The organism is Neobacillus terrae (assembly GCF_011393025.1).
Lineage (GTDB): Bacteria > Bacillota > Bacilli > Bacillales > Cytobacillaceae > Neobacillus_A > Neobacillus_A terrae.
Map to the genome: position 1 here is coordinate 16,887 of NZ_JAAOEO010000029.1, position 22,638 is coordinate 39,524.

Sequence of the window (22,638 nt, forward strand, 5' to 3'; positions counted from 1 at the left end):
GGGGATATGGATGTGGATTACATTATAAAAATTGAGAATGTGGAAAAGAGCTTCGGAAACGAGCACATTGTTAAAGGCATTAATCTGGATATTAAGCCTGGAGAATTTCTGACCGTGCTTGGTCCAAGCGGATGCGGGAAAACAACAACTCTTCGATTGATTGCAGGGTTTGAGGATCCTGATGCCGGAGAAATCTGGATTGATGGGAAATCTGTATCTCGTATTCCTCCCTATAAACGGGATGTAAATACGGTATTTCAAAACTATGCGTTGTTTCCACATATGACGATTAATGAGAATATCGCTTACGGATTAAAAATGAAAAAAGTTTCGAAGTCTGAACGCTTGGCCCGGGTGATAGAAGCATTGAGATTAGTTCAGCTGGAGTCCTTCGGAGACAGAAAACCGCGTCAACTTAGTGGTGGTCAACAGCAGCGTGTGGCCGTTGCGCGGGCCTTAATTAACAATCCAAAAGTGTTACTTTTGGATGAGCCCTTGGGAGCACTTGATTTGAAGTTAAGAAAGCAAATGCAAATCGAATTAAAACATCTCCAGCAAAAATTGGAAATCACTTTTATTTATGTAACCCATGACCAAGAGGAAGCCCTGACCATTTCAGACCGTATTGCCGTTATGAATAAAGGAGTAATCGAACAGGTTGCATCTCCAAAAGAAATCTATGAAAGTCCTTCTACCAAATTCGTAGCGGATTTCATTGGTGACACTAACCTTTTTGAAATTCAAATTTCCCCCACAAACGAGACTAATGTTGTCAATTTGTTTGGGACGAAAGTAGGCGGAAGAATACGAGAACCTAAATCACTAACTAAACAGAATTACTTGTCGGTTCGACCTGAACGGGTAAAGCTTCTGGCCCATGGTGAGGAGGCTCCATACTTTCTCTCAGGAACAGTAGAAGAAGTCATTTATGTAGGTTCCTTTATTCGAACGGTGGTAAAGCTGCAGCAAGGACAGAGAATTGTAGCTATGATGCCGAGTAAAGGAGATCATCTCTGCCTACCTGGCGATCGTGTAAGGGTGACATGGAAAGAGGAAGATGGGATTGTCATTGGTCAATAAGTAAAAAAACTATTTCATACACCTTCATTCCATTGACGAAGATGTTACGGACCTTGCAAGTCTTGGCTACAAATAAGAGATAAATAGAAATCTTAATTTTTTTTCCAACTTTGCCATTTCGTTTTCCTTTATTACGGCAACCACTGGCATATTTAGTTTGTTTGGATTTGGTTTAACTACAGGAGGTCCAGCTTTTATCTAATCTTAAATTAATAATTTCCAAAAAGAGCTGACTCAAACAAAGGGTCAGCTCTAATATAAAAAGTAGTTGAGGCGAAAAATGAAAGATTAAAATAAAAGTATTAAAAGGTGTCCTATCGTTTTAGTATACGTATCAATCTGAAGATTCATATCTTTTGCTAAATTATGGTAGTATTTGTAGAGAAATGATGAAAAGAATTTCTATATAGCTTGTCTCTTTTCTTTTACAATTATTTTAAGAAAATTGTGAAAAATGAGAGGGGGAAAAGAGATGGGGCATACTCCTATACTACGTATGTTAAAAAGAGCGGCAGCTGAAGCAGCTCAAGCTTATGAGAAAGAGAATTTTGAACAATATGGTTACAGTCGCAGACAATTTTTAAAAGGAGCAGCTGTTTTAACCGCAGCTGCATCAGTACCTTCATTTGTATGGAATTTTGATACACTTACTGCACAAGCTGCAGGTTCTAAGGTTGCGATTGTAGGTGGTGGTTTAGCAGGATTAACTTGTGCCTATCGGTTAAAAAAATATGGTGTTGAGGCGAATGTTTACGAAGCAACGAAACGTGTGGGCGGCCGTTGCTGGACAAGAAGAGATTATTTTGCAGATCATCAAATTGCTGAAAATGGTGGAGAACTAATTGATACAGACCACAAGGCGATCCGAAAGCTGGCAAATGAGTTAGGTTTATCACTCGATAATTTACTAGCTGCTGAACAATCAGGTACTAAGCCGTTTTTTTATTTTAAAGGACGACCTTATACATATGATCAAGCAACAGCTGATATTCAAGCCATCATGCCTCAGTTAAATAAGGATTTAAAAGACGCTGGATATCCTACTACCTATCATCAATATACAATGAGAGGGAAGCAGCTTGATTATATGTCGATTACCGATTGGATTGAAGCGTATGTACCTGGAGGACTAAACTCAAATTTAGGAAAATTATTAGATGTTGCATATACGATTGAATATGGAGTAGAATCTTCACAGCAAAGCAGTTTAAATTTGATTTATTTATTAGGTGGGACAGATCAGTCTCAGCTGGAATTGTTTGGAGCGTCTGATGAAAAATATCGTGTTCGCGGTGGAAACGATCAAATCGCCTCCTTATTAGGGAAAGAATTAAGTTCTCAAATAAACTTAGGTTATAAACTAAATAAGCTTGTAAAAAATTTAGATGAAACGTACACATTGTCATTTAACGGAAAACCAAATGTAACTGTGGACTACGTCGTCATGACTGTACCTTTTTCTGTTTTGCGCAGTAATGTTGATTTTTCGAGAGCAGGATTTAGACCATTGAAGGTTAAAGCAATTAATGAACAAGGTATGGGAACAAATGCTAAACTACTTGCTCAATTTTCAGATAGGCATTGGTGTAAACTTGGAAATAACGGCTTAACTTACGCAGACACCGGCTATCAAAATACATGGGAAGTAACTCGATCGCAAAATGGGAAAAGTGGTATTTTAGTAGAATATACAGGTGGATTAATAGGAGAGGCATTAAATCAAGGTACATTGAGGTATCAAACAAACAAATTTTTAGATGAAATAGAGCCAGTTTTACCAGGGATAACGGAAAAATGGAACGGGACTTCAGCGATCGTTTATTGGCCGGGCATGTCGTGGACAAAAGGTTCCTATTCTTATTGGAAAATAGGGCAATATACGTCCTTTAGTGGAGTGGAAGGAGAACCTGAAGGAAACGTATTTTTTGCTGGCGAGCATTGCTCACAAGATTATCAAGGTTTTATGAACGGAGCAGTGGATACAGGCGAACAAGCTGCAACTGGGATTTTAAAGGCATTAAAGGTTGCGTTAGCAAAATAAAGATGTAGAAAACTCTAACCGAATAGTGTGGGAGTTTTTTAACAAGATTATACATGAAATTAGTGTTTTAGTCTAAATTAAGACCATGCGAGTAATATTTAGAAACTATACAAAAGCTGGACTATGGCGAATCTCTTCTTTTGTAGAATATATATATAAAGCCAAGAGGGTTTCTATATCCTCTATGTACAGAATTGACCTTGACAGAGAAGGGGTCGGGGGTTCGAATCCCTCTCAGATCATCAATTATAGGAGGTCTCAAACCCTTATGTATCAAGGGTTTGAGACTTTTTTGTTTTGTGCATTTAGTTCTTACTATAGCTGCTAATTTGTTACATTGCACTAACACTGCACTAACCGTTTTTTATTCCTTAAGCATCATCTGTTCAAAGCGATTGGCACTTTGGCGTTGCATTTCAGTACTTACGTGAGAGTAAGTATCTAAAGTAACCTGTACCCGAGAATGTCCCAGCCGCTCAGCCACAATTTTCGGGTTTTCCCCCATTGCCATTAGAACAGTAGCATGTAAATGGCGTAATTGATGAAAAGTAAACTTTGGGAGACCTGCCTCTTTCAGTAGACCATAGAACTGTCGTAACAAGTTTCTTGGATCTTGGGGCTTACCATCATCTAGGCAATTAATAAGCCCTTGATCTTGATAGCCCGGTCCAAGGAGTTGTTTTTGTTTTTCCTGAAATTCCTTCCGGTTACGCAGAATGTCGAGAATATAATCTGAAACAACTACAATGCGATTAGAACTCTCTGTCTTTACATCCTTTAAAATGAGCCCTTTTTCCTTTACTCTCGTTAAGCTTCTTTGTATATGAATTGTCCCAGCATCAAAATCTACATTAGGCCACATTAATCCTAAAACTTCGCCCCGCCGCACCTTTTTCACAATAAGAAATAACAACATTGTGAACTAATGTACTTAAACAAACGGGTGCGTTAGTTGAAGAAGAGGTTGAAAAAACCAAACAAGCGAAACCATTTAAAGGATTCGCTTTTTTGGCTTCTTCCTAAAGAAAGGAATATTAATTGGGTTAATATTTTCCTTATTTAGTTCCTAATACTAGTATTTATCTGTAACAACACCTAGAGTAGTTGCTTTAATATATTTTTGATCTTTTAAGGCTTTTAAGTTTTCGGCTGTTCCAGTTACGACAACACCGATGATCTTTACATCACTTTTCAGTGGGTTCTTTTTATCTTTTCTCAAATTATCAAAGATTCTTTTATATTCACTATAGTATTTGCCTTTAACACTTAGTCCAGTTTCAATTGAGGATAAAAAATCCTGTTCGCTCACTTTTTTGTTATCAATACCAGATCCAAAGCCATACACCATATCAGCTGATTCCGGTATTTTATCTCCATCATATAAACTTTCTGTTTTATGCAATTCCTTCTCAGAACAAGTGTCTACCCAAAACCAAACTGGGTGAACATTCGATGGCAACATTTTTTTAACTTCCTCCAGAGAGTAACTTTGATCAAAAGAAATGCCCATTTCAACTAGGGATCGGTTGTCGATTTCCTCCAGCAAAGATAAATCATTTATATATTTTCCATAATCAATTTCTGGATGATAAAAGAGCATCTCTCTTTGACCAGTTTGAGAGTTGTAGGGTATATAATAACTTAACTTTTCTTTCTGTATTACAGGATTATTAATTTGAATTGGTGAGTAATTACCGGGGAATCTTGAAAAATTACCCAAAATATTAAACTCAAAAGTATCATTACTCCATATTACTGGTTTACCTTCAATAATTTTATAGGTATGGTACTCAAGAGATCCATTAAATAATCCGAAGTTTTGTTGATATCCAGATTCATATAAATTTGGACCAGTAATCTGTTTAAACCTTGAAATATCGCGTAAGGTGTCATCTCCACTTTTGTAGAGCAACTGTAAATTACCTATATATCCAACTATAAGAATTAGTAATGAAACAATTAAAGAGATTATGGTGTTTCTAAGGATTGTTTTCCGTCTCGCTTTTTTTACGAGTGTTGTTAGATCTCCGACTTCGTTGGTACTAAATTTTTCATCATTCATATTCTTTATCCCTCCGATATATTTTTTGGAACTGTTTTCTCGCCCTGAATAAATAAGTCTTTACCAATCCCTCTTTGATATCAAGCAAACTAGCTATTTCTTTATAAGATAAATCCAATTCATATTTCAAAATGAGAAGTTGCTTATGTATTGGGGTTAATTGTTCTAATACGTGTTCAATTTCCTCTCGAATTTCTTTCTGCATTAATAAGTCTTCCGGAATTCCAGAGTCTTCAATAATTACCGATTCAATTGGAACCTCAATCCTTTTTTTCTTTCTACATAGGTCGTAATATCGATTCAAAGCCACTTTATAAAGCCAAGCAGAAAACTTTTCAGGATCAATTGAGTCAATGTATAAAATCCCTTTATAGATGGTTTCTTGAACTATATCTTCTGCGTCATTTCGGTTTGCTCCAAGGCGAATTAAATATCTATTTAGTTGTTTCATTTTTTCTTGCATCAGTTGATACATCTGTTCATTAAGCACCTTAAACCTCCTTTCACTTGTATAACGATTAAAAAACTGAAATGTTAACAAATAAACACAAGATTTATATTTTATGGGTTTAAGTCCTTAGCTACTTACAATAAGAATAGCAAAAAAGGTATCATTACAAAGGGTTTTCATACCCTTATGTTGTGGGCTATTTTTAGGCAAATACATTTTTATCTAACTAATCCAATATTCATTTGACAGTTCATTCCGTAATGAAACTGTATAGGGGAATTTGTGCAGTAATGTATGTAAACAAACGGGTAGTATAGTTGAAAAAGGACATTAAACAAATAAGAGAACCAAAATTGTTAACAACCAATTTCGGTTCTCTTATAACTAATCGTTGTTTTCCTCTATAAATCTTTTAAGAGATGAAAGCTTTTCCTCCCAAAAATGTTCAAAAAAGGCCAGCCAATCTTGTATGAAAACTAACGGTTCTGGTTCCAGCATATAACGCGTTTCACGTCCTACCTTTCGACTTCTTACAAGACCAGAGTCAGATAGAATATGAAGATGCTTATTTACAGCTGTACGGCTTATTGAGAAACATTCTACTATTTCAGCTATTGACATTTCCCTTCCAGAAAGAAGTTTTAGCATAGTGCGACGGGTAGGGTCCGAAATTGCTTGGAAAACATCGTGTTTAGATTGGTTAACCTTATTTATTTCCCCAGTCTCCAGAAAATTGTTTCACGACGGCTTGTACTTCCTCTAATTTTTCTGGTTTTAATAGGCTAATCATCTTAGGGATAAACACTTGAATATCTTCTTGTGAAAAAGTGCCTTCATTTTGTTTCCTGAAGTTTTCTGTAAGTATTTCTTTTGCTTCATCTTCCTTGCCCTTTTGCACTCTTTGTAAAATAAAATCTAAAAACCTTTCTTGTCCTTGCTTGTCCATTCCTTTTACCTCCTACAAATCTAATTTATAACACCTGTTGGTTTCGTTTTTTATTATAACACCAAAAGGTGTCATGTTAAATATTTTATTTTACATTCTCTGAAATCCTTTAGTCTTATTCAAATAAGGGGACTTGAGTTTAAGTTGGTGTTGAAGCGGTAGCTCTTTTTTCTTATTGTACAAAAGGGCAGAATAACAATAACTTACTTAAATGGGAATAGTTGGGAGTATTATAATACTTTTTTATGTTATGAAAAATATTAAAAAATAGGAGAGGTGCTTTTATGAGTAAAATTCGATTAATTGGTGATTTTGACGCAGAAGTTGTAGCACATATTGCTATACTTCAAGCTATTCAATTGGCTTCAAATGATCTTGGTTGTCAAATTGAAATTGAGTGGATACCAACTTCTTCATTAGAGAATGGTTTCGAACAAAAACTATCAACGTTTCAAGCACTTTGGACAGTTCCTGCAAGTCCTTATAAAAGTATGCAAGGAGCCTTAAATGGTATCCGATATGCACGAGAACATAAGGTACCATTTCTAGGAACGTGTGGAGGTTTTCAGCATATGATTATTGAGTTCGCTAGGAATGTTTTGGGACTTTCAGAAGCAGATCATGTTGTGGAGAATCCTACTTCCTCATTAATGTTGGTTGCACCTCTCACTTGTTCAGTTAGTGAAAAAACGCATACTTTTATACTTACACACGGCTCAAAAGTTGCAGATATTTATGGTGATTTTGAGATTGTAGAACAGTACGGAATTTGTAATTATGGACTAAATCCTGAGTTTGCTCCTTTGCTAGAGAAGGCAGGTATGCGAATTGCAGGGGTTGATACAGATGGGGAAACTCGAATAATGCAACTAATTAACCATCCTTTCTTTATTGGAACGCTTTTTCAGCCTGAACGTTCAGCATTAAAAAATATTGTTCATCCGTTAATTAGGGCATTAATTCAAAAAGCCAATCAATAATATTTATTTTTTCTTCAACTGGTTGGTTATTTGTTAGCGTTTGTTTATTCACATTATTTGTATCTGTTCAAGGTTTTTTATTACGCTAAGGGGGCTTTGCTTCAACAGAAGCAAGCTATCTTATTCAATTAAAGGGCAGGTTAGTTGAACAAAGAATTATTCCTGTTTCTATGCAAACTAACGTTCCTTCTTTGGATAATAATTGCTGGATTAGCAGCGAAGATATACCAAAAGAACCATGAAAATTTTCTTATTTTTATTTACTTATTCTTATTATAGGATTAATCATTCATTTACATCCTTCTTCTATACTTATAGAAGTAATAGATTAAAAGAGAAGTAGGGAGTAGAGGAAATGAAAAAGAAGAAATTGATCGTTGCAGCGATGGCGGCCCTTATGGCGGGTTCAGCTGCCATACAAGTGGCCGTAACACCTGCATCGGCTGCAGAAACTGCGCCAAAGTCTTATACTGCAGGCAGTCCGAAAGAGTTCGATCTGCAGGCGCACCGAGGAGGTATCGGGCTTACCGTCGAGTCCACGATTGCATCTTTCTCAAAGGGCCTCGAAGTGGGTGTCAGCACCCTTGAGATGGACGTGCAAATTACGAAAGATCATCAGGCTGTAATTACCCACGATCGTCAGGTTTCGGGTTCCAAGTGTCAGGACACGGGTCCGGCGTTTCCTGGTGATCCCATGTACCCATATGTCGGCAAGTACATAAAGGACCTCACCTTGGCCGAGGTGCGTACATTGGACTGCGGCTCGCTGAGACAGGCGTCATTCCCTGGCCAGCAGCTGAATCCTGGCGCCCGCATGCCCCTTTTGAGCGAGGTGTTCAATCTTGTCAAGCTTTACCACGCCAACAAGGTACACATGAATGTCGAGACCAAAGTGGAAGCCGGAGCACCGAATGAAACGGCCCCCCGTGAAGAGTTTGTACAGATAGTTGCCCACGAGGTTCGTAAAGCTGGAATGATTAACCGCGTAACGATCGAAAGCTTCGACTGGGGATCACTCATGCGCATGCACCAAGTTGAGCCGCGCTTGCCGCTTGTCGCATTGACTAACGGTGATCAATTCCTGCAGCCTGGTAAGCCTGGCGCTTCACCATGGTTGGGGGGAATCGACATCGATGACTTCGGAGGCGATTTTGTCGCTGCAGCCCACTCGTTAGGTGCAAGTGCTATTTCTCCAGTACATGGTGATCCTCAGGGCGGCAAGGTAACCGATCCGAACTACAAGCCTTACGTGACGAAGCAAATGGTCGAGGAAGCCCACAAGTACGGCATGAAGGTAATTCCGTGGACGGTCGATGACGAGCCTACGATGGAAAAGCTGATGGATGATGGGGTTGATGGGATGATCACTGATTACCCGGACCTGCTGCGCAGTGTAATGAAGAAACGCGGTTACAAGCTGCCAAAGGCCTATCTAGCTCCCAAGAAATAAGGTGCCTGGAAAAGGCAAAGGTAAAAAAAAACACAGTGTTTTTTACTAGTATTTTAGTATCATTCTTTTGTTGCGGCGGATCATTTTATCCGCCGCTTTCTTTTGTGAAAATAGCCAAGGCACGGCATATTAATTAGTTTCTAAAGCCGCATGATTCAGGTAGATTGTGAAATATTGTACTTACAATAAAAGGGCTTTACTTCAATAAAGAATAGAGCCTTTTTTCCTTTAATCGTTGGCATTAACATTTGTTTTTTATGCTTAATTTCGCCACGTCCTGTGGCAATGCCTTTCTGACCTGCTTCCTCGTAAAAGCTAAAGCTTTTTCTTCGTGCAATGTATAGCCTGACGAAGCTTTCCTAGTCCTGCAGGCATCCGCTTCGACTGAGATAAAGGAAACACGGAGCTAAGCAAGATTCGTTGTTGACTTATCGTAGGGAGGAGTGGGATGGACAATAGCTGCAACAAGTATCACCTTTGGTCATACTTGTTGCAAGAAATTCAAAGAAGCTTTTCCAGGTTAAAAATCGCTGGGCGCTGGAGCTAGACAATAAAAAATAAGCTTACCCCGATTGGAGTAAGGTTATTTTTTTATTAAGCGTTTTGTTTTACTGTGTTGTTGTTTCCTTTGAAAGAAGTTTTGCGGATGAATGGAATCACCCAGCGGTTTAAACCGATTTTACCACATTAAAGCCGACAGCTAAGATAATGACACATAATGGCCGCTGCAGTGGCACCCTGGGCATCCAAATGAATTAAAGTAGGCAAACTCATTATAAGGGTATACCCTATACCCTCAATCAGGGCATTTGCCTTGGTACTTGCATATTAGAGACATGATTTTGATATCTTGCCTCTTTCTATTATTAAATGAGTTGAGTATTCCCATTTTCTTCACCTCATCGTTTTTCAAAGTTTGGGGGAAAATGGGATATTTATGCTTGCATGTTTTTTTATCAAAAAGGAAAATTTTTACTAAGTTGTTGATATATATTATTTTGCTCCTGCTATATTATATGACACAGAGCTTGTACTTAACTCGAAAAAAATTTTAAAAAAAGAATGAACTTTGGACTATATAAATGCCCAATGTACGTTCTATCTTTTTTCTTATTGCTATAAAGGATTTACCTCAAAGTTTAATTTCTTTAATCGATACTGTAAGCTTTGACGACTTAATCCTAGTAACTTCGCTGTTTTAGAAATATTAAAATCATTTTTCTTCAGGACATGCTCAATATAGGATTTTTCAAATAATTCCAGTTGTTCTTTTAATGGTACAGTAACATCTCCCGTTTCTTTCATAAAAGTTTCAACAGTTGAAAGGGGCATCATTCTTTCTTTCATCTGCATTTTATTGCGATACTGGTAGGGTAAATGGCGGTACATGATGAAATCTTCCCCGTCCATCATGATGTTCATGGCAGCTTCTATAATATGCTCCAGTTCTCGTACATTTCCATGCCAATCATATTCGAAGAAAGAATGGTTGACCTCCTCCGATAATCCTTTTACTTGCATTTGAAACCGTTCATTGTATTTTTCAATAAATTTTTCCACTAATAATGGAATATCTTCTTTACGATCTTTTAAAGGCGGCACAAAGATGGTTACTACTCCTAGTCGATAATACAAGTCTTTTCGCATCCGATTATTAGCAACCGCGTCAATTGGATCTTCATTCATATTGGCAATCACTCTGACATCAATGGCCATGTCCTTTGTATCCCCAATCCTTCTTATTGTTTTTTCCTGAAGGACTCGCAGCAATTTTGCTTGAAGATTTAAATTCAAGGAGTTTATTTCATCTAGCAGCAAGGTGCCCCCGTTCGCTTGTTCAAATAATCCAGGGGTATCCGTAGCCCCTGTAAACGCTCCTCGTTTTGTGCCGAACAGAAGACTCTCAATTAAATTATCTGGTAAGGCCGCACAATTTTGTGAGATAAAAGGTCCTGATAGCCGCGCGCTGCCGTTGTGAATGCTTTGTGCAAAAAGTTCTTTCCCTGTACCGGTGTCACCAACAATCAATACATAGGATGAGGTTCTGGTTGCACGTTTAGCCGTTTCAATTACTTCCTTTATTGTTGTGCTGGTCCCAATAATATTATCAAAGGTATACTTAGAAGTTCCTTTTTTCATGTTGCCCTTGATTAATTTCTCCAGCTTTGTAACATCATTAGCAATTTCCACCGCACCCTGAAGTTCATAATCAGAATAGATCGGAATTGTGTTGTTAATGGTAGTAATTTCTCTGCCCTTATTATTAAAATAGGTTTGTTTTACGTTACTAGTTTCTTTTCCTTCTTGGAGCGCTTTTACTAGAGTACTAGATTGGTCGTCTTTAAACATAAACACGTCCAGCAAATTTTTATCAATAACATCCTGAAAATCCATCGATTCCATTTGCATCATTTTTTTATTATAAATAATTGTTTTACCTGTCTCATCGACTGCATGGACCCCTACATCGATTTCGTCCAAGATCCTCTTATACATCCCATTTAAATAGACTAAGTCATTCTTTGATTTTTCCATTGTGTTATACCCCTTGTTTTTCCTCTATGCATCTATTAAATCAAAGAAAATGTTTTGATGCAAAATAATTTTGCTATTTTATTTAAAAAAATCATTTTTGCGCAAAACTAATTGGCTCTTAATACTTTAAAAAAGCTTTTAAACTGCAAAAATAAAGTTGGCATGGAACTTGCAATATATTTTTACGTACAACAAAAGGGGGAAAAACAATGTATCCATACTCACATGAACCATTCACTAATTTTACGGAAGAAAAAAATATAATGGCTTTTAAAGAAGCACTTGCCTTTGTCGAAAGCGAACTCGGAAAACACTACCCAGTTATCATTGATGGTGAATCCATCACAACAGAAGAAAAAATGCAATCAATCAATCCAGCCAAGAAAGAAGAGGTTATTGGCAGTGTTTCAATGGCAAATCAAGAACTTGCTGAAAAAGCAATGCAAGCAGCCTTATCAGCATTTGAAACTTGGAAAAGATGGAGCCCAGAACATCGCGCCAATATCCTTTTACGTGCAGCTGCAATGCTGCGCCGCCGTAAACATGAATTCTCTAGCTATCTAGTAAAAGAAGCAGGGAAGCCATGGAAGGAAGCAGACGCAGATACTGCTGAAGCAATTGATTTTATCGAGTATTATGCTAGACAAATGTTAAGCATTAAAGAGGGCGTACCTGTAAAAAGCCGTTCAGGAGAATATAATCAATTTAACTACATTCCCCTTGGAGTGGGAATCATCATTTCACCATTTAACTTCCCGCTTGCAATTATGGCTGGAACTACCGTTGCAGCAATTGTGTCTGGAAACACGGTTCTATTAAAACCGGCTAATTCCACACCAATCGTGGCTGCAAAATTTGTAGAGCTGATGCATGAAGCTGGACTGCCAAAAGGAGTTCTAAACTTTGTACCTGGCAGCGGTGCTCAAATTGGTGATTATTTAGTAGATCATCCGAAAACTCGATTTGTATCGTTTACAGGTTCGCGCGAAGTAGGGTGCCGTATTTATGAACGTGCTGCAAAAGTAAATCCAGGACAAATTTGGTTAAAACGTGTGATTGCCGAGATGGGTGGAAAGGACACCGTTGTGGTCGATAATGAAGCGGACTTGGATCTTGCTGCAGCCTCAATCGTCTACTCAGCATTTGGGTACTCAGGTCAAAAATGTTCAGCTGGATCCCGCGCTGTTGTTCACCAAGATGTGTATGATGTTGTCCTTGAAAAGGCGGTTGCGCTAACAAAAACACTTACGATTGGTAATCCAGAATTACAAGAAACTTACATGGGACCAGTTATTGACGGAAGATCATTCAAAAAGATCATGAGCTATATTGAAATTGGAAAAGAAGAAGGCAGATTAATGACAGGCGGCGAAGGGGATGACTCCAAGGGTTATTTTATTCAACCAACCATACTAGCTGACTTGGATGAGGATGCCCGCCTTATGAAGGAAGAAATTTTTGGACCAGTGGTAACCTTCTGTAAGGCGCGTGACTTTGAACATATGATGAAAATTGCGAACAACACTGATTATGGTTTAACAGGAGCACTTATTTCCAATAACCGCGAGCACATTGAAAGAGCAAGACAAGAATTCCACGTAGGAAATCTCTATTTTAATCGTACATGTACGGGTGCTATTGTAGGCTATCAGCCATTTGGCGGATTCAATATGTCTGGAACCGATTCAAAAGCAGGAGGACCAGATTATTTATTGCTTCATATGCAGGCAAAAACAACATCAGAAATGCTTTAAGATTGTAAGGGATGGGGCATAAAATGGTGCTCCCTAAGAATAAAGGGGGAAACGAACATGACGGTTACGACGAAAATGACGGACATTATTGAACAAACAAATAAATTTGGTGCAAATAACTATCATCCACTGCCAATTGTTATTTCGAAAGCAGAAGGTGTTTGGGTGGAAAGTCCAGAAGGCAATCGCTATATGGATATGCTGAGCGCCTATTCTGCTGTTAACCAGGGGCACCGCCATCCGAAAATTATTCAGGCGTTGAAAGATCAAGCAGATAAAGTAACGCTGACATCACGTGCCTTTCATAATGACCAGCTTGGTCCATGGTATGAAAAAATTTGTAAACTAACAAATAAAGATATGGCACTTCCAATGAATACAGGTGCTGAAGCAGTTGAAACCGCACTTAAAGCAGCACGCCGCTGGGGTTATGATGTAAAAGGTATTGCTGAAAATCAAGCTGAAATCATTGCCTGCACAGGGAATTTCCATGGCAGGACCATGGGAGCTGTGTCGCTATCATCAGATCCAGAGTACAAACGTGGATTTGGTCCAATGCTTCCTGGCATTAAATTAATTCCATATGGTGATCTAGAGGCATTGACGGCAGCGATTACACCTAATACAGCAGCATTTTTAATGGAGCCTATCCAGGGGGAAGCAGGAATCATATTACCTCCTGAAGGATTCTTAAAACAAGCTTCTGAATTGTGTAAAGAAAATAATGTATTATTTATAGCAGACGAAATTCAAGTTGGTTTGGCTCGTACGGGAAAAATGTTTGCCTGTGACTGGGAAGATGTTGAGCCAGATATGCTGATTTTAGGAAAAGCACTTGGAGGCGGAGTATTCCCAATCTCATGTGTTGTTGCTAACTCTGACGTTTTAGGTGTATTTAATCCAGGTTCTCACGGTTCCACATTTGGAGGAAACCCGCTTGCTAGCGCCGTTTCACTTGCTGCCTTAGATGTTATTGAGGAAGAACGTCTAGCAGAACGCTCGCTTGATTTAGGAAAGTATTTCCTTGACCAATTAAAAACGATTAACCATCCCATTATTAAAGAAATCCGCGGAAAAGGCTTGTTTATTGGAGTGGAATTAACTGAAGAAGCAAGGCCCTATTGCGAACAATTAAAAGAAGCAGGGTTATTATGTAAAGAAACCCATGATACTGTTATCCGCTTTGCACCTCCACTCATTATTACGAAACAGGAAATTGATTGGGCTATTGAAAAAATTCAAACCGTTTTATCATAAAAATATAACTCTAGCATAATAAGGGGTGGCATAAATGCCTGCGAATCAATTGGTTGATGATATGTCAAAGGAACAACAGAAGGAACAAGAGTCGTTAAATTTATTTTATTCCACACAAACAGTGATCCGAAAAGCATTAAATAAGTTAGGGTATACAAACGAAATGTATGAGCTCTTAAAGGATCCGCTTCGTTTATTGACGGTTCGAATTCCTGTCAGAATGGATGATGGTACGGTTAAAGTTTTTACAGGATACCGTTCACAGCATAATGATGCTGTAGGGCCAACAAAGGGCGGCGTCCGCTTTCATCCAGAGGTGGATGAAGAAGAGGTTAAGGCATTATCAATTTGGATGAGTCTAAAGTGCGGAATTACCGACCTTCCATATGGCGGTGGTAAAGGTGGAATTATTTGCGATCCAAGGCAAATGTCTTTTAGAGAGCTAGAGAGACTCAGCCGTGGCTATGTACGGGCGGTCAGCCAAATTGTTGGGCCTTCAAAAGATATTCCTGCACCGGACGTCTATACTAATTCGCAAATTATGGCGTGGATGATGGATGAATACAGCCGTTTACGCGAGTTTGACTCACCAGGTTTTATTACCGGAAAACCTTTAGTCCTTGGAGGTTCAAAAGGCCGTGAAACTGCCACAGCAGCTGGCGTAACCATCTGTATTGAAGAAGCTTTAAAGAAAAAGGGTAATGAATTAAAAGGTGCCCGTGTGGTCATTCAAGGCTTTGGGAATGCTGGTAGTTATCTAGCTAAATTTATGCATGATGCAGGTGCAAAAGTGATAGCTGTTTCAGACGTATATGGCGGTATTTACGATCCAAATGGTCTTGACATAGATTACTTGCTTGATAGACGAGACAGCTTTGGGACATTCTCGCAATTATTTACCGAAACTATCACCAATCAAGAACTGTTGGAGATAGACTGTGACATTCTTGTTCCTGCGGCTATTTCCAACCAGATTACAGGGCAAAATGCTGCAAATATTAAGGCTTCAATTGTGGTGGAAGCTGCCAATGGGCCAACAACGCTTGAGGCTACAACGATCTTAACGGAACGCGGTGTCTTACTTGTTCCAGATATTTTGGCAAGTGCTGGCGGAGTAACAGTTTCATATTTTGAGTGGGTTCAAAATAATCAAGGCTATTACTGGTCTGAGGAAGAAGTAGAAGAAAAGCTTGCAAAAGTGATGAAAAAATCCTTTGAAACGATATATGAAACTGCTAAGTCACATCAAGTAGATATGCGTTTAGCAGCTTATATGGTTGGGATCAGAAAAGTAGCTGAAGCCTCCAGCTTCCGCGGCTGGGTTTAGAATAATCTTTTCGTCATGCCGATACGAAATCATAAAATGAGGAGTGAACAGCTTGCCAAGGATTTAAGGAACTGTTTACAGTACATTTTCTGGTATCGTTGAAAAAGTTCTAATAAAAAAGACAACCATGTATATGAATGGGAGAGATTATTTTTAATTAAATCAAATAACGGTATGATTGAAGAGATTTCGATTGGCATTAGCGGACATGTCACTTGATTGACAGGACGGACAAAAGGTCGACACAGAAACTGTCCTAGCAGTAATAATAGACGATTTGATTATAACTGGTAGTGATTGAGCAGGTGTTCCCCTTTCCATAAGGTGGAAAGGGGATTTTTGCGTTTTTAAATGCAAAGTTATTTTTAAATAATGCAAAAAAAATTGGCACACAGTTAAAAAAGTGTTTACAAATAAGCGTTTTCGGTTTTGGCATAATACTTGCAAGAAAATGATTGGAATAGTGAAAAAATTAAAAAAGATTTAGACGCTGGTAATAATAAAGCGGCAGAGATCTTTTTATCAACAGGGAGATAATCCTGTTGAATGTTTCCTTTCCAAAAGGGAAATGGGAGAGAAAAATATTGTAAGCGCATTCTTGTTAGTAAGCCTCTGTTAAACGGATATTGTTGTTTATACTCTGTTGATTGGAGCGGAAAGTAAGCGCCTAGAGCGGAAATCAACAGACTAAGTTAACAGAGCCACTAGGAAAGGGGGAAATTTAATGAATTTACAAGAAAACAAGACATCGCATGAATTAAAAAGAACAATGAAGTCTAGGCATTTATTCATGATTTCTTTAGGAGGGGTTATTGGATCAGGATTATTCCTGGGTTCTGGTTATACGATTAGCCAGGCTGGTCCAATGGGTGCAATTCTTTCCTATATTGTCGGCGGCTTTATCATGTTTTTAACCATGCTTTGCTTAGGGGAATTATCGGTCGCAATGCCGGTTTCAGGATCTTTCCAAACCTATACCACAAAATTTATAGGTCCAGGTACAGGTTTTGCACTAGGCTGGCTGTATTGGTTAGGATGGTCCGTTACCGTTGCATTGGAATTACTTGCTGCCGGTCAGCTCATGCAAAGATGGTTCCCTGGTTCACCTGTTTGGGTATGGTGTGCTATTTTTGCGATTGTTCTATTCTCTCTTAATGCACTATCTGCCCGTGCTTTTGGCGAAACGGAATTTTGGTTTTCGAGTATTAAAATTTTCGCAATCTTAGCGTTCATAGTCTTAGGGGGCGCAGCGATGTTTGGATTAATCCACATGAAGGGTGAGCAACCAGCACCATTTTTAACGAATTTCACAGCCCATGGTCTGTTGCCACATGGATTTACAGCTCTTTTGATTACTATGATAACCGTAAACTTTTCGTTTCAAGGTACTGAATTAATTGGGATTGCAGCAGGGGAGAGCGAAGAACCTGAGAAAACCATTCCAAAATCGATTAAACAAACCGTCTGGCGTACGTTGTTTTTCTTCGTTTTAGCCATATTTGTTTTAGCAAGCTTAATCCCAATGAAACAAGCAGGGGTGATTGAAAGTCCATTTGTTGTTGTGTTTGACAGCATCGGAATTCCGTATGCAGCAGATATCATGAACTTTGTTATCTTAACTGCGTTACTTTCTGTAGCTAACTCTGGTTTATACGCTGCTACTCGGATGTTATATGCGATGTCAAAAGAGAAGATGGCAAGTCCTAAGCTGGCACAAGTCAACAAGCAAGGAGTTCCGTTTAACGCGCTTGTCTTAACCATTGGGATTGCACTATTATCTTTATTATCCGGCTTTTTTGCAGAGGAAACAGTTTTTGTTTGGCTGTTATCGGTTGCCGGACTTGGTGCGCAAGTTGGATGGATTTCTATTACTGCTTCACAAATAGCCTTCCGCAGGAAATTTATTCGTGAAGGCGGTAAAGTGGAGGATTTAAAATTTAAGACACCACTTTTTCCTATTTTGCCGATTATTGGCTTAACCTTAAACTGTCTTGTGCTGGCAAGTTTAGCATTTGATTCTGAGCAGCGTCTGGCGCTTTATTTAGGAGTTCCTTTTGTCGTGATTTGTTATTTAATCTACCATTTTAAAATCAAGAAAAATCGTGAAATGGATGGCTTAGTTGAACAAGAATTAAATCTAAATGAAAATAAAAAAATGATTATTTAAACCAACCAAAAACGCTTGGATCCGTCCAAGCGTTTATTGTTTTTTTGTTAAGAGTATGTAAACAATGGATACTAATATGGAGGTGATATAAGATGAAAGATTCACTAAGCAGGATATCCATTGGGTTAGAAGAGATAGTACCAGCCATTAGATAAGAGAAGTTCATCACTAAACAACGAACATAGCAGCTTTAGTTAAAATTTTGTGGAATAAATCTGATGTTAAAAGAGTTGAATCTGTTTTATTTTTGGAAGATTGGTATCTGGTTCTAAAAAACTATGCAACTTTTAAGGGAAGGGCAAGATTAAGAAATATTAGATGCTCCAAAAACAGCTATATTGTAACCTTGACCAATCTATTTATACCGTTTCACTTGATAATCCTGCTGAAAAAAAGCGGAATGATATTTGGTGGATAGATCCTGATGGCTCTAATATCGAGGAAGTTATAAATAATATTAAACAATCTTTTCTAAGTGATGGATTAGTGTGGTTTCTGAAAAATACTGACTTAAAGACTGCGTTTAAAGAAATTGAAAGTGAGCACGATTCATTTAATAAATTCTACAAGGCAAGGTATTTTGCAGAACATTTAAAACGATGATTTAAAGTTTGAAAAGTACAGTTATTTATTAGAAAGGGAGCAAAAAAGGATTGATGGCTTATTCTAATTAAAATATTTAAAATTGAAAACAAAAAAGGAGTTAATTAATGCGTGATAAAAAAATACGAGGTTTAAACCGTAAAACAAGAAATTTGGTTAATAGACTGGTGCAAGAAACAAATAAATTCCCTTCAGATTTTTATAACAGATATTGGCATTTGCACTTGCCAGTTGCAAAAGATTTTATTTCTTCAAGTAAAACACCCTTTGGAATAAGAAAGCTATGTATTAAAACCCTTTTATCTAGGGCTGAAACCTTGATTAAAATAAATCCAATTATTTCTAAAAAACTCGTGTAGTGGTTGCAATAGATTTACCAGGGTTATGGAATTCGCAAATTATAGTGTTTTTGGGTAATTCACACTTTGAAGGTTTCTTTGAGAGGAATGACCAATATCAGAAGTGGAATCCCATTTCTAAAGATAGGAATTTTGAAAGTGAATGGAGAATACATATTCCAGAGAATTTAAATGTTAAAGGCTTTAACGAAGTAATATCTGATGATGATGGAGAAATTTATTTTGGAGAAATCTGGTTAATGGGTGAGTTGTAAAATTCCTTCTTGAACTAAAGGGGGCTTGAGTTCAAAAAGGGGTTGCAGCGGCAGCTCCTTTTCTTTTGGAGCTAAGTGGCAGGTTAGTCTAAGACCAACGGGGAAAAAGAAGTAATAATTTTAAAAGTGTTGCTTTATGCCACTTAAATCTGTTCCACTGCAGTAGCTCTTTATAAAATCAATTATTTTTTGCGCAAGTATTTGGCTCCGCCTACGCCAAATACAGTGATAGCCACTCATGCTATCCCCACTAAAATTTATTTTAAAGTAAAATTATTAAAAGAATATGTATTTTGTGTAATAAAATTTTTAATTATTGATTACTTAGTGGGTTAACCTTGACCTTAACAAACAGGTTTAAATGTTAAAGATTTAGCTGCCATTTTATGGAACTATTGAGGGAGATTAATTCAATAAGAGAAACTGTATATTTATGTCTCATAAGACCCTTACTGTTAATTACCGAGATTTCCAGGGCAAGTTGGAAAAATACAATCATTAGTTTAATTATTGTGTTCATTCTAAGTGGAAGCAAAGTGGGTGCATACCTCCATAAATTTCTTATGTATTAAGGTCTTCAGTAGGCTGACTACACCTTAAACTATGAAGAGTGTTTTTGGAACTTGAAAAAAATGTAGTAAAGCAAGTCATAATTCAATACCACCAGATATTGAATGAGGGGTGGTCCTATCCAATCCTGTGCGGGAAGCCGAGATAGGACCAAGAGACAAAGGGCTGTGAGTAAAATCAACATCGTCAGAATTTCAGACTCACCTTAAGTACTATTAACAAAACGAAGAAAATTATACATTTACTTTTTAATAAGCTAATTGTATACCCTCAACTATGTAGCGAGGAAATAAAAAAACAGACTGAATGTGATGTCTACTTAACTTAGTATCCTCTATTCATATATATAATTAATCAATCTTGGATTTTATCAACCTGTTGTATTTTTCTTCAAGTTCATGAAGCCTTTTGGAGAACCTAATTGCTTCGTTGCTAAATATGCCATGCTTTGTTTTGAGATCAAACAGTCTTTCTTTGAAAACTTTGAGCTGTATTTCGAGAAACTGTTTTGATAAGGAAGACATTTTTAACCTCCTTTTTACAATGATATACAAACATATAAAAATTATTTTACCAAAATGTTTTAATAGTAAACTTAAAGTTTTTGTAAAGATAGTGACAATAAACTGACCAATTGGGTTTTATTATTTCGTAATGATTAGTATGGTCATACTGCTCATTAACCTCATTAACGGAGCTGCGTTTTCTTATTGTGCTAACGGGAAGTTTAGTTAAAGATGTGTCCTAACATATTTATAATATAAACATACTTCAGAATATTTACGTTGACTTCAAGAAAATTATTGAATAAACTATTGGTAATTATCAAATAAATAAAATGAAGAGAAAAAGTAAAATGATATTGTTTTTCACCAGAGAGCTTCGGTAGCTGAAAAGAAGCAAAAACATTCATTTGAACAATGGTCTCTGAGCTTCGTACTGAACGTACTTTTTGTATTAGTAGCTTACGACGGGATTTGGCACTCGTTATCAATGTCACAGTATAAGAGTAATATTTAATACTCCGTACTTGTTGAGGCAAATAGTGTGAGCTATTTGCAAATTAAGGTGGTACCACGTGGAAATTCAAACCTCGTCCTTAACTATTACAGTTAAGGCGAGGTTTTTTTGTTTTCAAAATTAAAATCATATCGGGAGGTTTTTATTAATGAGTGTTTTTATTGGTGGGGCTTGGGCTTATGCGAATGGCTCATTACATTTAGGTCATATTACAAGTTTGTACCTGGAGATATTCTTGCGAGATATTACCGTTTAAGGGGAGAAATAGTTTTATATGTTTCAGGAAGCGATTGTAATGGAACTCCTATTACAATTAGGGCAAAGCAAGAAGGTGTAACGCCAAAAGAGATTGCGGACCGTTATCACCAGGAATTTGCAGATTGTTTTGCAAGATTAGGATTCACATATGATACATATACAAGAACAGACACAACATATCACCATAAAATCGTTCAAGAGATATTTCTAGAGTTGCTTGATAAAGGCTACATCTATAAAAAGGAAATTGAACAAACCTATTGTGAATATGAGCAGCAATTTTTACCTGATCGTTATGTTGAGGGTATTTGTCCTCATTGTGGTGCAAATGCTCGTGGTGACCAATGTGATGCTTGCTCAAGCGTGTTAGAACCATTTGAATTGCTTGATAGAAAATGTAAAATATGCGGGAATCCCCCTATAACAAGGTTCACAGAGCATTTTTACTTTTCTTTAAGCTCTTTCCAAAATGTCTTGGAAAACTATACTCAAGAAGCAGAGGACAAGAACCTATGGAGGGAAAATGCTATTTCTCTTACGAAACGGTATTTAAAGGAAGGATTGCAAGATAGAGCCGTTTCGAGGGATTTGCCTATTGGGGTAAGTGTTCCAATTGTTGGATATGAAGATAAGAAAATCTATGTTTGGATTGAGGCTTTATCAGGATACTATACAGCAAGTAAACTATGGGCAAAGGAAACAAATAATGATGACTCAACGTTTTGGAATACCTCTGCTCAATCTTATTATGTTCACGGAAAAGATAATATCCCTTTTCATTCGATTATATGGGCTGGAATTCTTGCTGGTCTTGGAAAAGAACCATTGCCTACGCATATTGTTTCAAACGAGTATTTGACTTTGGAAAAGAAAAAATTATCTACAAGTAAAAATTGGGCTGTTTGGGTTCCAGATATTTTAGAAAGATACGAACCAGATTCTATTAGGTACTTCTTAACAATCAACGCACCAGGTTATCATCATTAGTACTATCCACAGTATCACCATTATCCACATCATCATTATTACCACCATTATCCACATCATCATCATTATCCACATCATCATCATTATCCACATCATCATTATTACCATCCTGGATATTAGGAAAGCTAAGTTGTGGGGAGGATAGTATTGTGTTACTGTCAAAATAGGTTTGGAGCAACGCCGAGTACGTAGAGCAGAAGAAATAATAAGGCCTAATGAACAACGCCGGTTTCCGTAGTTTACAACAAATTCTTTAAATATATAGCACTGAAAATGTCTTAAATTGTTAGATTGTTTTATGTTCTCCTTGTTGAACGGGTGCGTTTCTACAATACGTGGAGACTCATTTTTCTTATTAGAGTAATGATCAGGTTAGTTGAAAAACGGATAAAAACCAAAAGGACAGATTAAACTAACCAATCTGTCCTTTTTTCCGTACAATTAGTAGAATACGAAAGAAGTTCCTACAATGATAAGGAGAATAAACAGTACCACGATTAACGCAAACGACGTTCCAAGTCCATCACTCATGTATAA

The 22,638-nt window shown here is 37.5% G+C and carries 19 protein-coding genes, 1 pseudogene and 1 other annotated feature; of the genes and pseudogenes, 12 read left to right on the plus strand and 8 right to left on the minus strand.

Annotated elements, in window-relative coordinates; translation table 11 throughout:
• Nucleotides 1–12 precede the first annotated feature (12 nt).
• Both G8761_RS23745 and G8761_RS23750 read left to right on the plus strand, forming a co-directional pair.
• Nucleotides 13–1,080 (plus strand): ABC transporter ATP-binding protein, encoded by a 1,068-nt coding sequence (locus G8761_RS23745; protein ID WP_338001024.1) that lies wholly within the window; start codon nt 13–15, stop codon nt 1,078–1,080.
• A gap of 472 nt (nt 1,081–1,552) precedes the next feature.
• A complete protein-coding gene (locus G8761_RS23750; protein ID WP_166030427.1) occupies nt 1,553–3,121 on the plus strand; it encodes an FAD-dependent oxidoreductase in 1,569 nt (522 codons plus the stop codon).
• Between the two features lie 364 nt (nt 3,122–3,485).
• On the opposite strand, the gene G8761_RS23755 is transcribed toward G8761_RS23750, so the two are convergent.
• The 5 genes from G8761_RS23755 to G8761_RS23775 form a co-directional block, all read right to left on the minus strand.
• On the minus strand, nt 3,486–4,037 hold the full coding sequence (locus tag G8761_RS23755; RefSeq protein WP_166030428.1) for a site-specific integrase: 552 nt from the start codon (nt 4,035–4,037) through the stop codon (nt 3,486–3,488).
• A gap of 156 nt (nt 4,038–4,193) precedes the next feature.
• Entirely contained in the window at nt 4,194–5,183 is a 990-nt protein-coding gene (locus G8761_RS23760; RefSeq protein ID WP_166030429.1) for an anti sigma factor C-terminal domain-containing protein, read from the minus strand.
• A complete protein-coding gene (locus G8761_RS23765; RefSeq protein ID WP_166030430.1) occupies nt 5,176–5,673 on the minus strand; it encodes a sigma-70 family RNA polymerase sigma factor in 498 nt (165 codons plus the stop codon). The genes G8761_RS23760 and G8761_RS23765 overlap by 8 nt, the downstream gene beginning before the upstream one ends.
• A 345-nt stretch (nt 5,674–6,018) precedes the next feature.
• Entirely contained in the window at nt 6,019–6,348 is a 330-nt protein-coding gene (locus tag G8761_RS23770) for an ArsR/SmtB family transcription factor (RefSeq protein WP_338001027.1), read from the minus strand.
• Nucleotides 6,341–6,580 carry a hypothetical protein gene (locus G8761_RS23775; RefSeq protein WP_166030432.1) on the minus strand — a complete coding sequence of 80 codons (240 nt, stop codon included), beginning with the start codon at nt 6,578–6,580 and terminating at the stop codon, nt 6,341–6,343. Before G8761_RS23775 ends, G8761_RS23770 begins: the two co-directional genes overlap by 8 nt.
• A gap of 284 nt (nt 6,581–6,864) precedes the next feature.
• Here G8761_RS23775 and G8761_RS23780 point away from each other — a divergent pair, with 284 nt between their 5' ends.
• A complete protein-coding gene (locus tag G8761_RS23780; RefSeq protein WP_166030433.1) occupies nt 6,865–7,560 on the plus strand; it encodes a CTP synthase C-terminal region-related (seleno)protein in 696 nt (231 codons plus the stop codon).
• A gap of 355 nt (nt 7,561–7,915) precedes the next feature.
• Nucleotides 7,916–9,010 carry a glycerophosphodiester phosphodiesterase family protein gene (locus tag G8761_RS23785; protein WP_166030434.1) on the plus strand — a complete coding sequence of 365 codons (1,095 nt, stop codon included), beginning with the start codon at nt 7,916–7,918 and terminating at the stop codon, nt 9,008–9,010.
• Nucleotides 9,011–10,126: 1,116 nt separating this feature from the next.
• On the opposite strand, the gene G8761_RS23790 is transcribed toward G8761_RS23785, so the two are convergent.
• The gene (locus tag G8761_RS23790; RefSeq protein WP_207789328.1) at nt 10,127–11,545 is read right to left on the minus strand and encodes a sigma-54 interaction domain-containing protein; all 1,419 of its coding nucleotides are present in this window, start codon (nt 11,543–11,545) and stop codon (nt 10,127–10,129) included.
• A 209-nt stretch (nt 11,546–11,754) separates the two neighbouring features.
• Here G8761_RS23790 and pruA point away from each other — a divergent pair, with 209 nt between their 5' ends.
• The 7 genes from pruA (at nt 11,755) to G8761_RS27960 (ending at nt 19,266) form a co-directional block, all read left to right on the plus strand.
• Nucleotides 11,755–13,299 carry an L-glutamate gamma-semialdehyde dehydrogenase gene (gene pruA, locus G8761_RS23795; RefSeq protein WP_166030435.1) on the plus strand — a complete coding sequence of 515 codons (1,545 nt, stop codon included), beginning with the start codon at nt 11,755–11,757 and terminating at the stop codon, nt 13,297–13,299.
• A gap of 57 nt (nt 13,300–13,356) precedes the next feature.
• Entirely contained in the window at nt 13,357–14,556 is a 1,200-nt protein-coding gene (locus G8761_RS23800) for an ornithine--oxo-acid transaminase (protein WP_166030436.1), read from the plus strand.
• 61 nt (nt 14,557–14,617) lie between these two features.
• The gene (locus tag G8761_RS23805; protein WP_166030442.1) at nt 14,618–15,883 is read left to right on the plus strand and encodes a Glu/Leu/Phe/Val family dehydrogenase; all 1,266 of its coding nucleotides are present in this window, start codon (nt 14,618–14,620) and stop codon (nt 15,881–15,883) included.
• 724 nt (nt 15,884–16,607) lie between these two features.
• On the plus strand, nt 16,608–18,050 hold the full coding sequence (locus G8761_RS23810) for an amino acid permease (protein WP_166030437.1): 1,443 nt from the start codon (nt 16,608–16,610) through the stop codon (nt 18,048–18,050).
• A 318-nt stretch (nt 18,051–18,368) separates the two neighbouring features.
• Complete coding sequence (locus G8761_RS23815; protein ID WP_166030438.1) at nt 18,369–18,653, plus strand: hypothetical protein; 285 nt, start codon at nt 18,369–18,371, stop codon at nt 18,651–18,653.
• Between the two features lie 107 nt (nt 18,654–18,760).
• Entirely contained in the window at nt 18,761–19,012 is a 252-nt protein-coding gene (locus G8761_RS27955) for a DUF3916 domain-containing protein (protein WP_338001025.1), read from the plus strand.
• On the plus strand, nt 19,012–19,266 hold the full coding sequence (locus G8761_RS27960) for a DUF3916 domain-containing protein (protein WP_338001026.1): 255 nt from the start codon (nt 19,012–19,014) through the stop codon (nt 19,264–19,266). Before G8761_RS27955 ends, G8761_RS27960 begins: the two co-directional genes overlap by 1 nt.
• 920 nt (nt 19,267–20,186) lie before the next feature.
• On the opposite strand, the gene G8761_RS23825 is transcribed toward G8761_RS27960, so the two are convergent.
• On the minus strand, nt 20,187–20,360 hold the full coding sequence (locus tag G8761_RS23825; protein WP_166030439.1) for a hypothetical protein: 174 nt from the start codon (nt 20,358–20,360) through the stop codon (nt 20,187–20,189).
• A gap of 305 nt (nt 20,361–20,665) precedes the next feature.
• Nucleotides 20,666–20,940: a binding site (T-box leader), on the plus strand.
• 64 nt (nt 20,941–21,004) lie between these two features.
• Between G8761_RS23825 and metG the strand changes: the two are divergent.
• A pseudogene (metG, locus tag G8761_RS23830) lies at nt 21,005–22,086 on the plus strand (methionine--tRNA ligase); the annotation flags it as partial.
• Nucleotides 22,087–22,542: 456 nt separating this feature from the next.
• Here metG and G8761_RS23835 read toward each other — a convergent pair.
• A complete protein-coding gene (locus tag G8761_RS23835; protein ID WP_166030443.1) occupies nt 22,543–22,632 on the minus strand; it encodes a YjcZ family sporulation protein in 90 nt (29 codons plus the stop codon).
• Between the last annotated feature and the right edge of the window lie 6 nt (nt 22,633–22,638).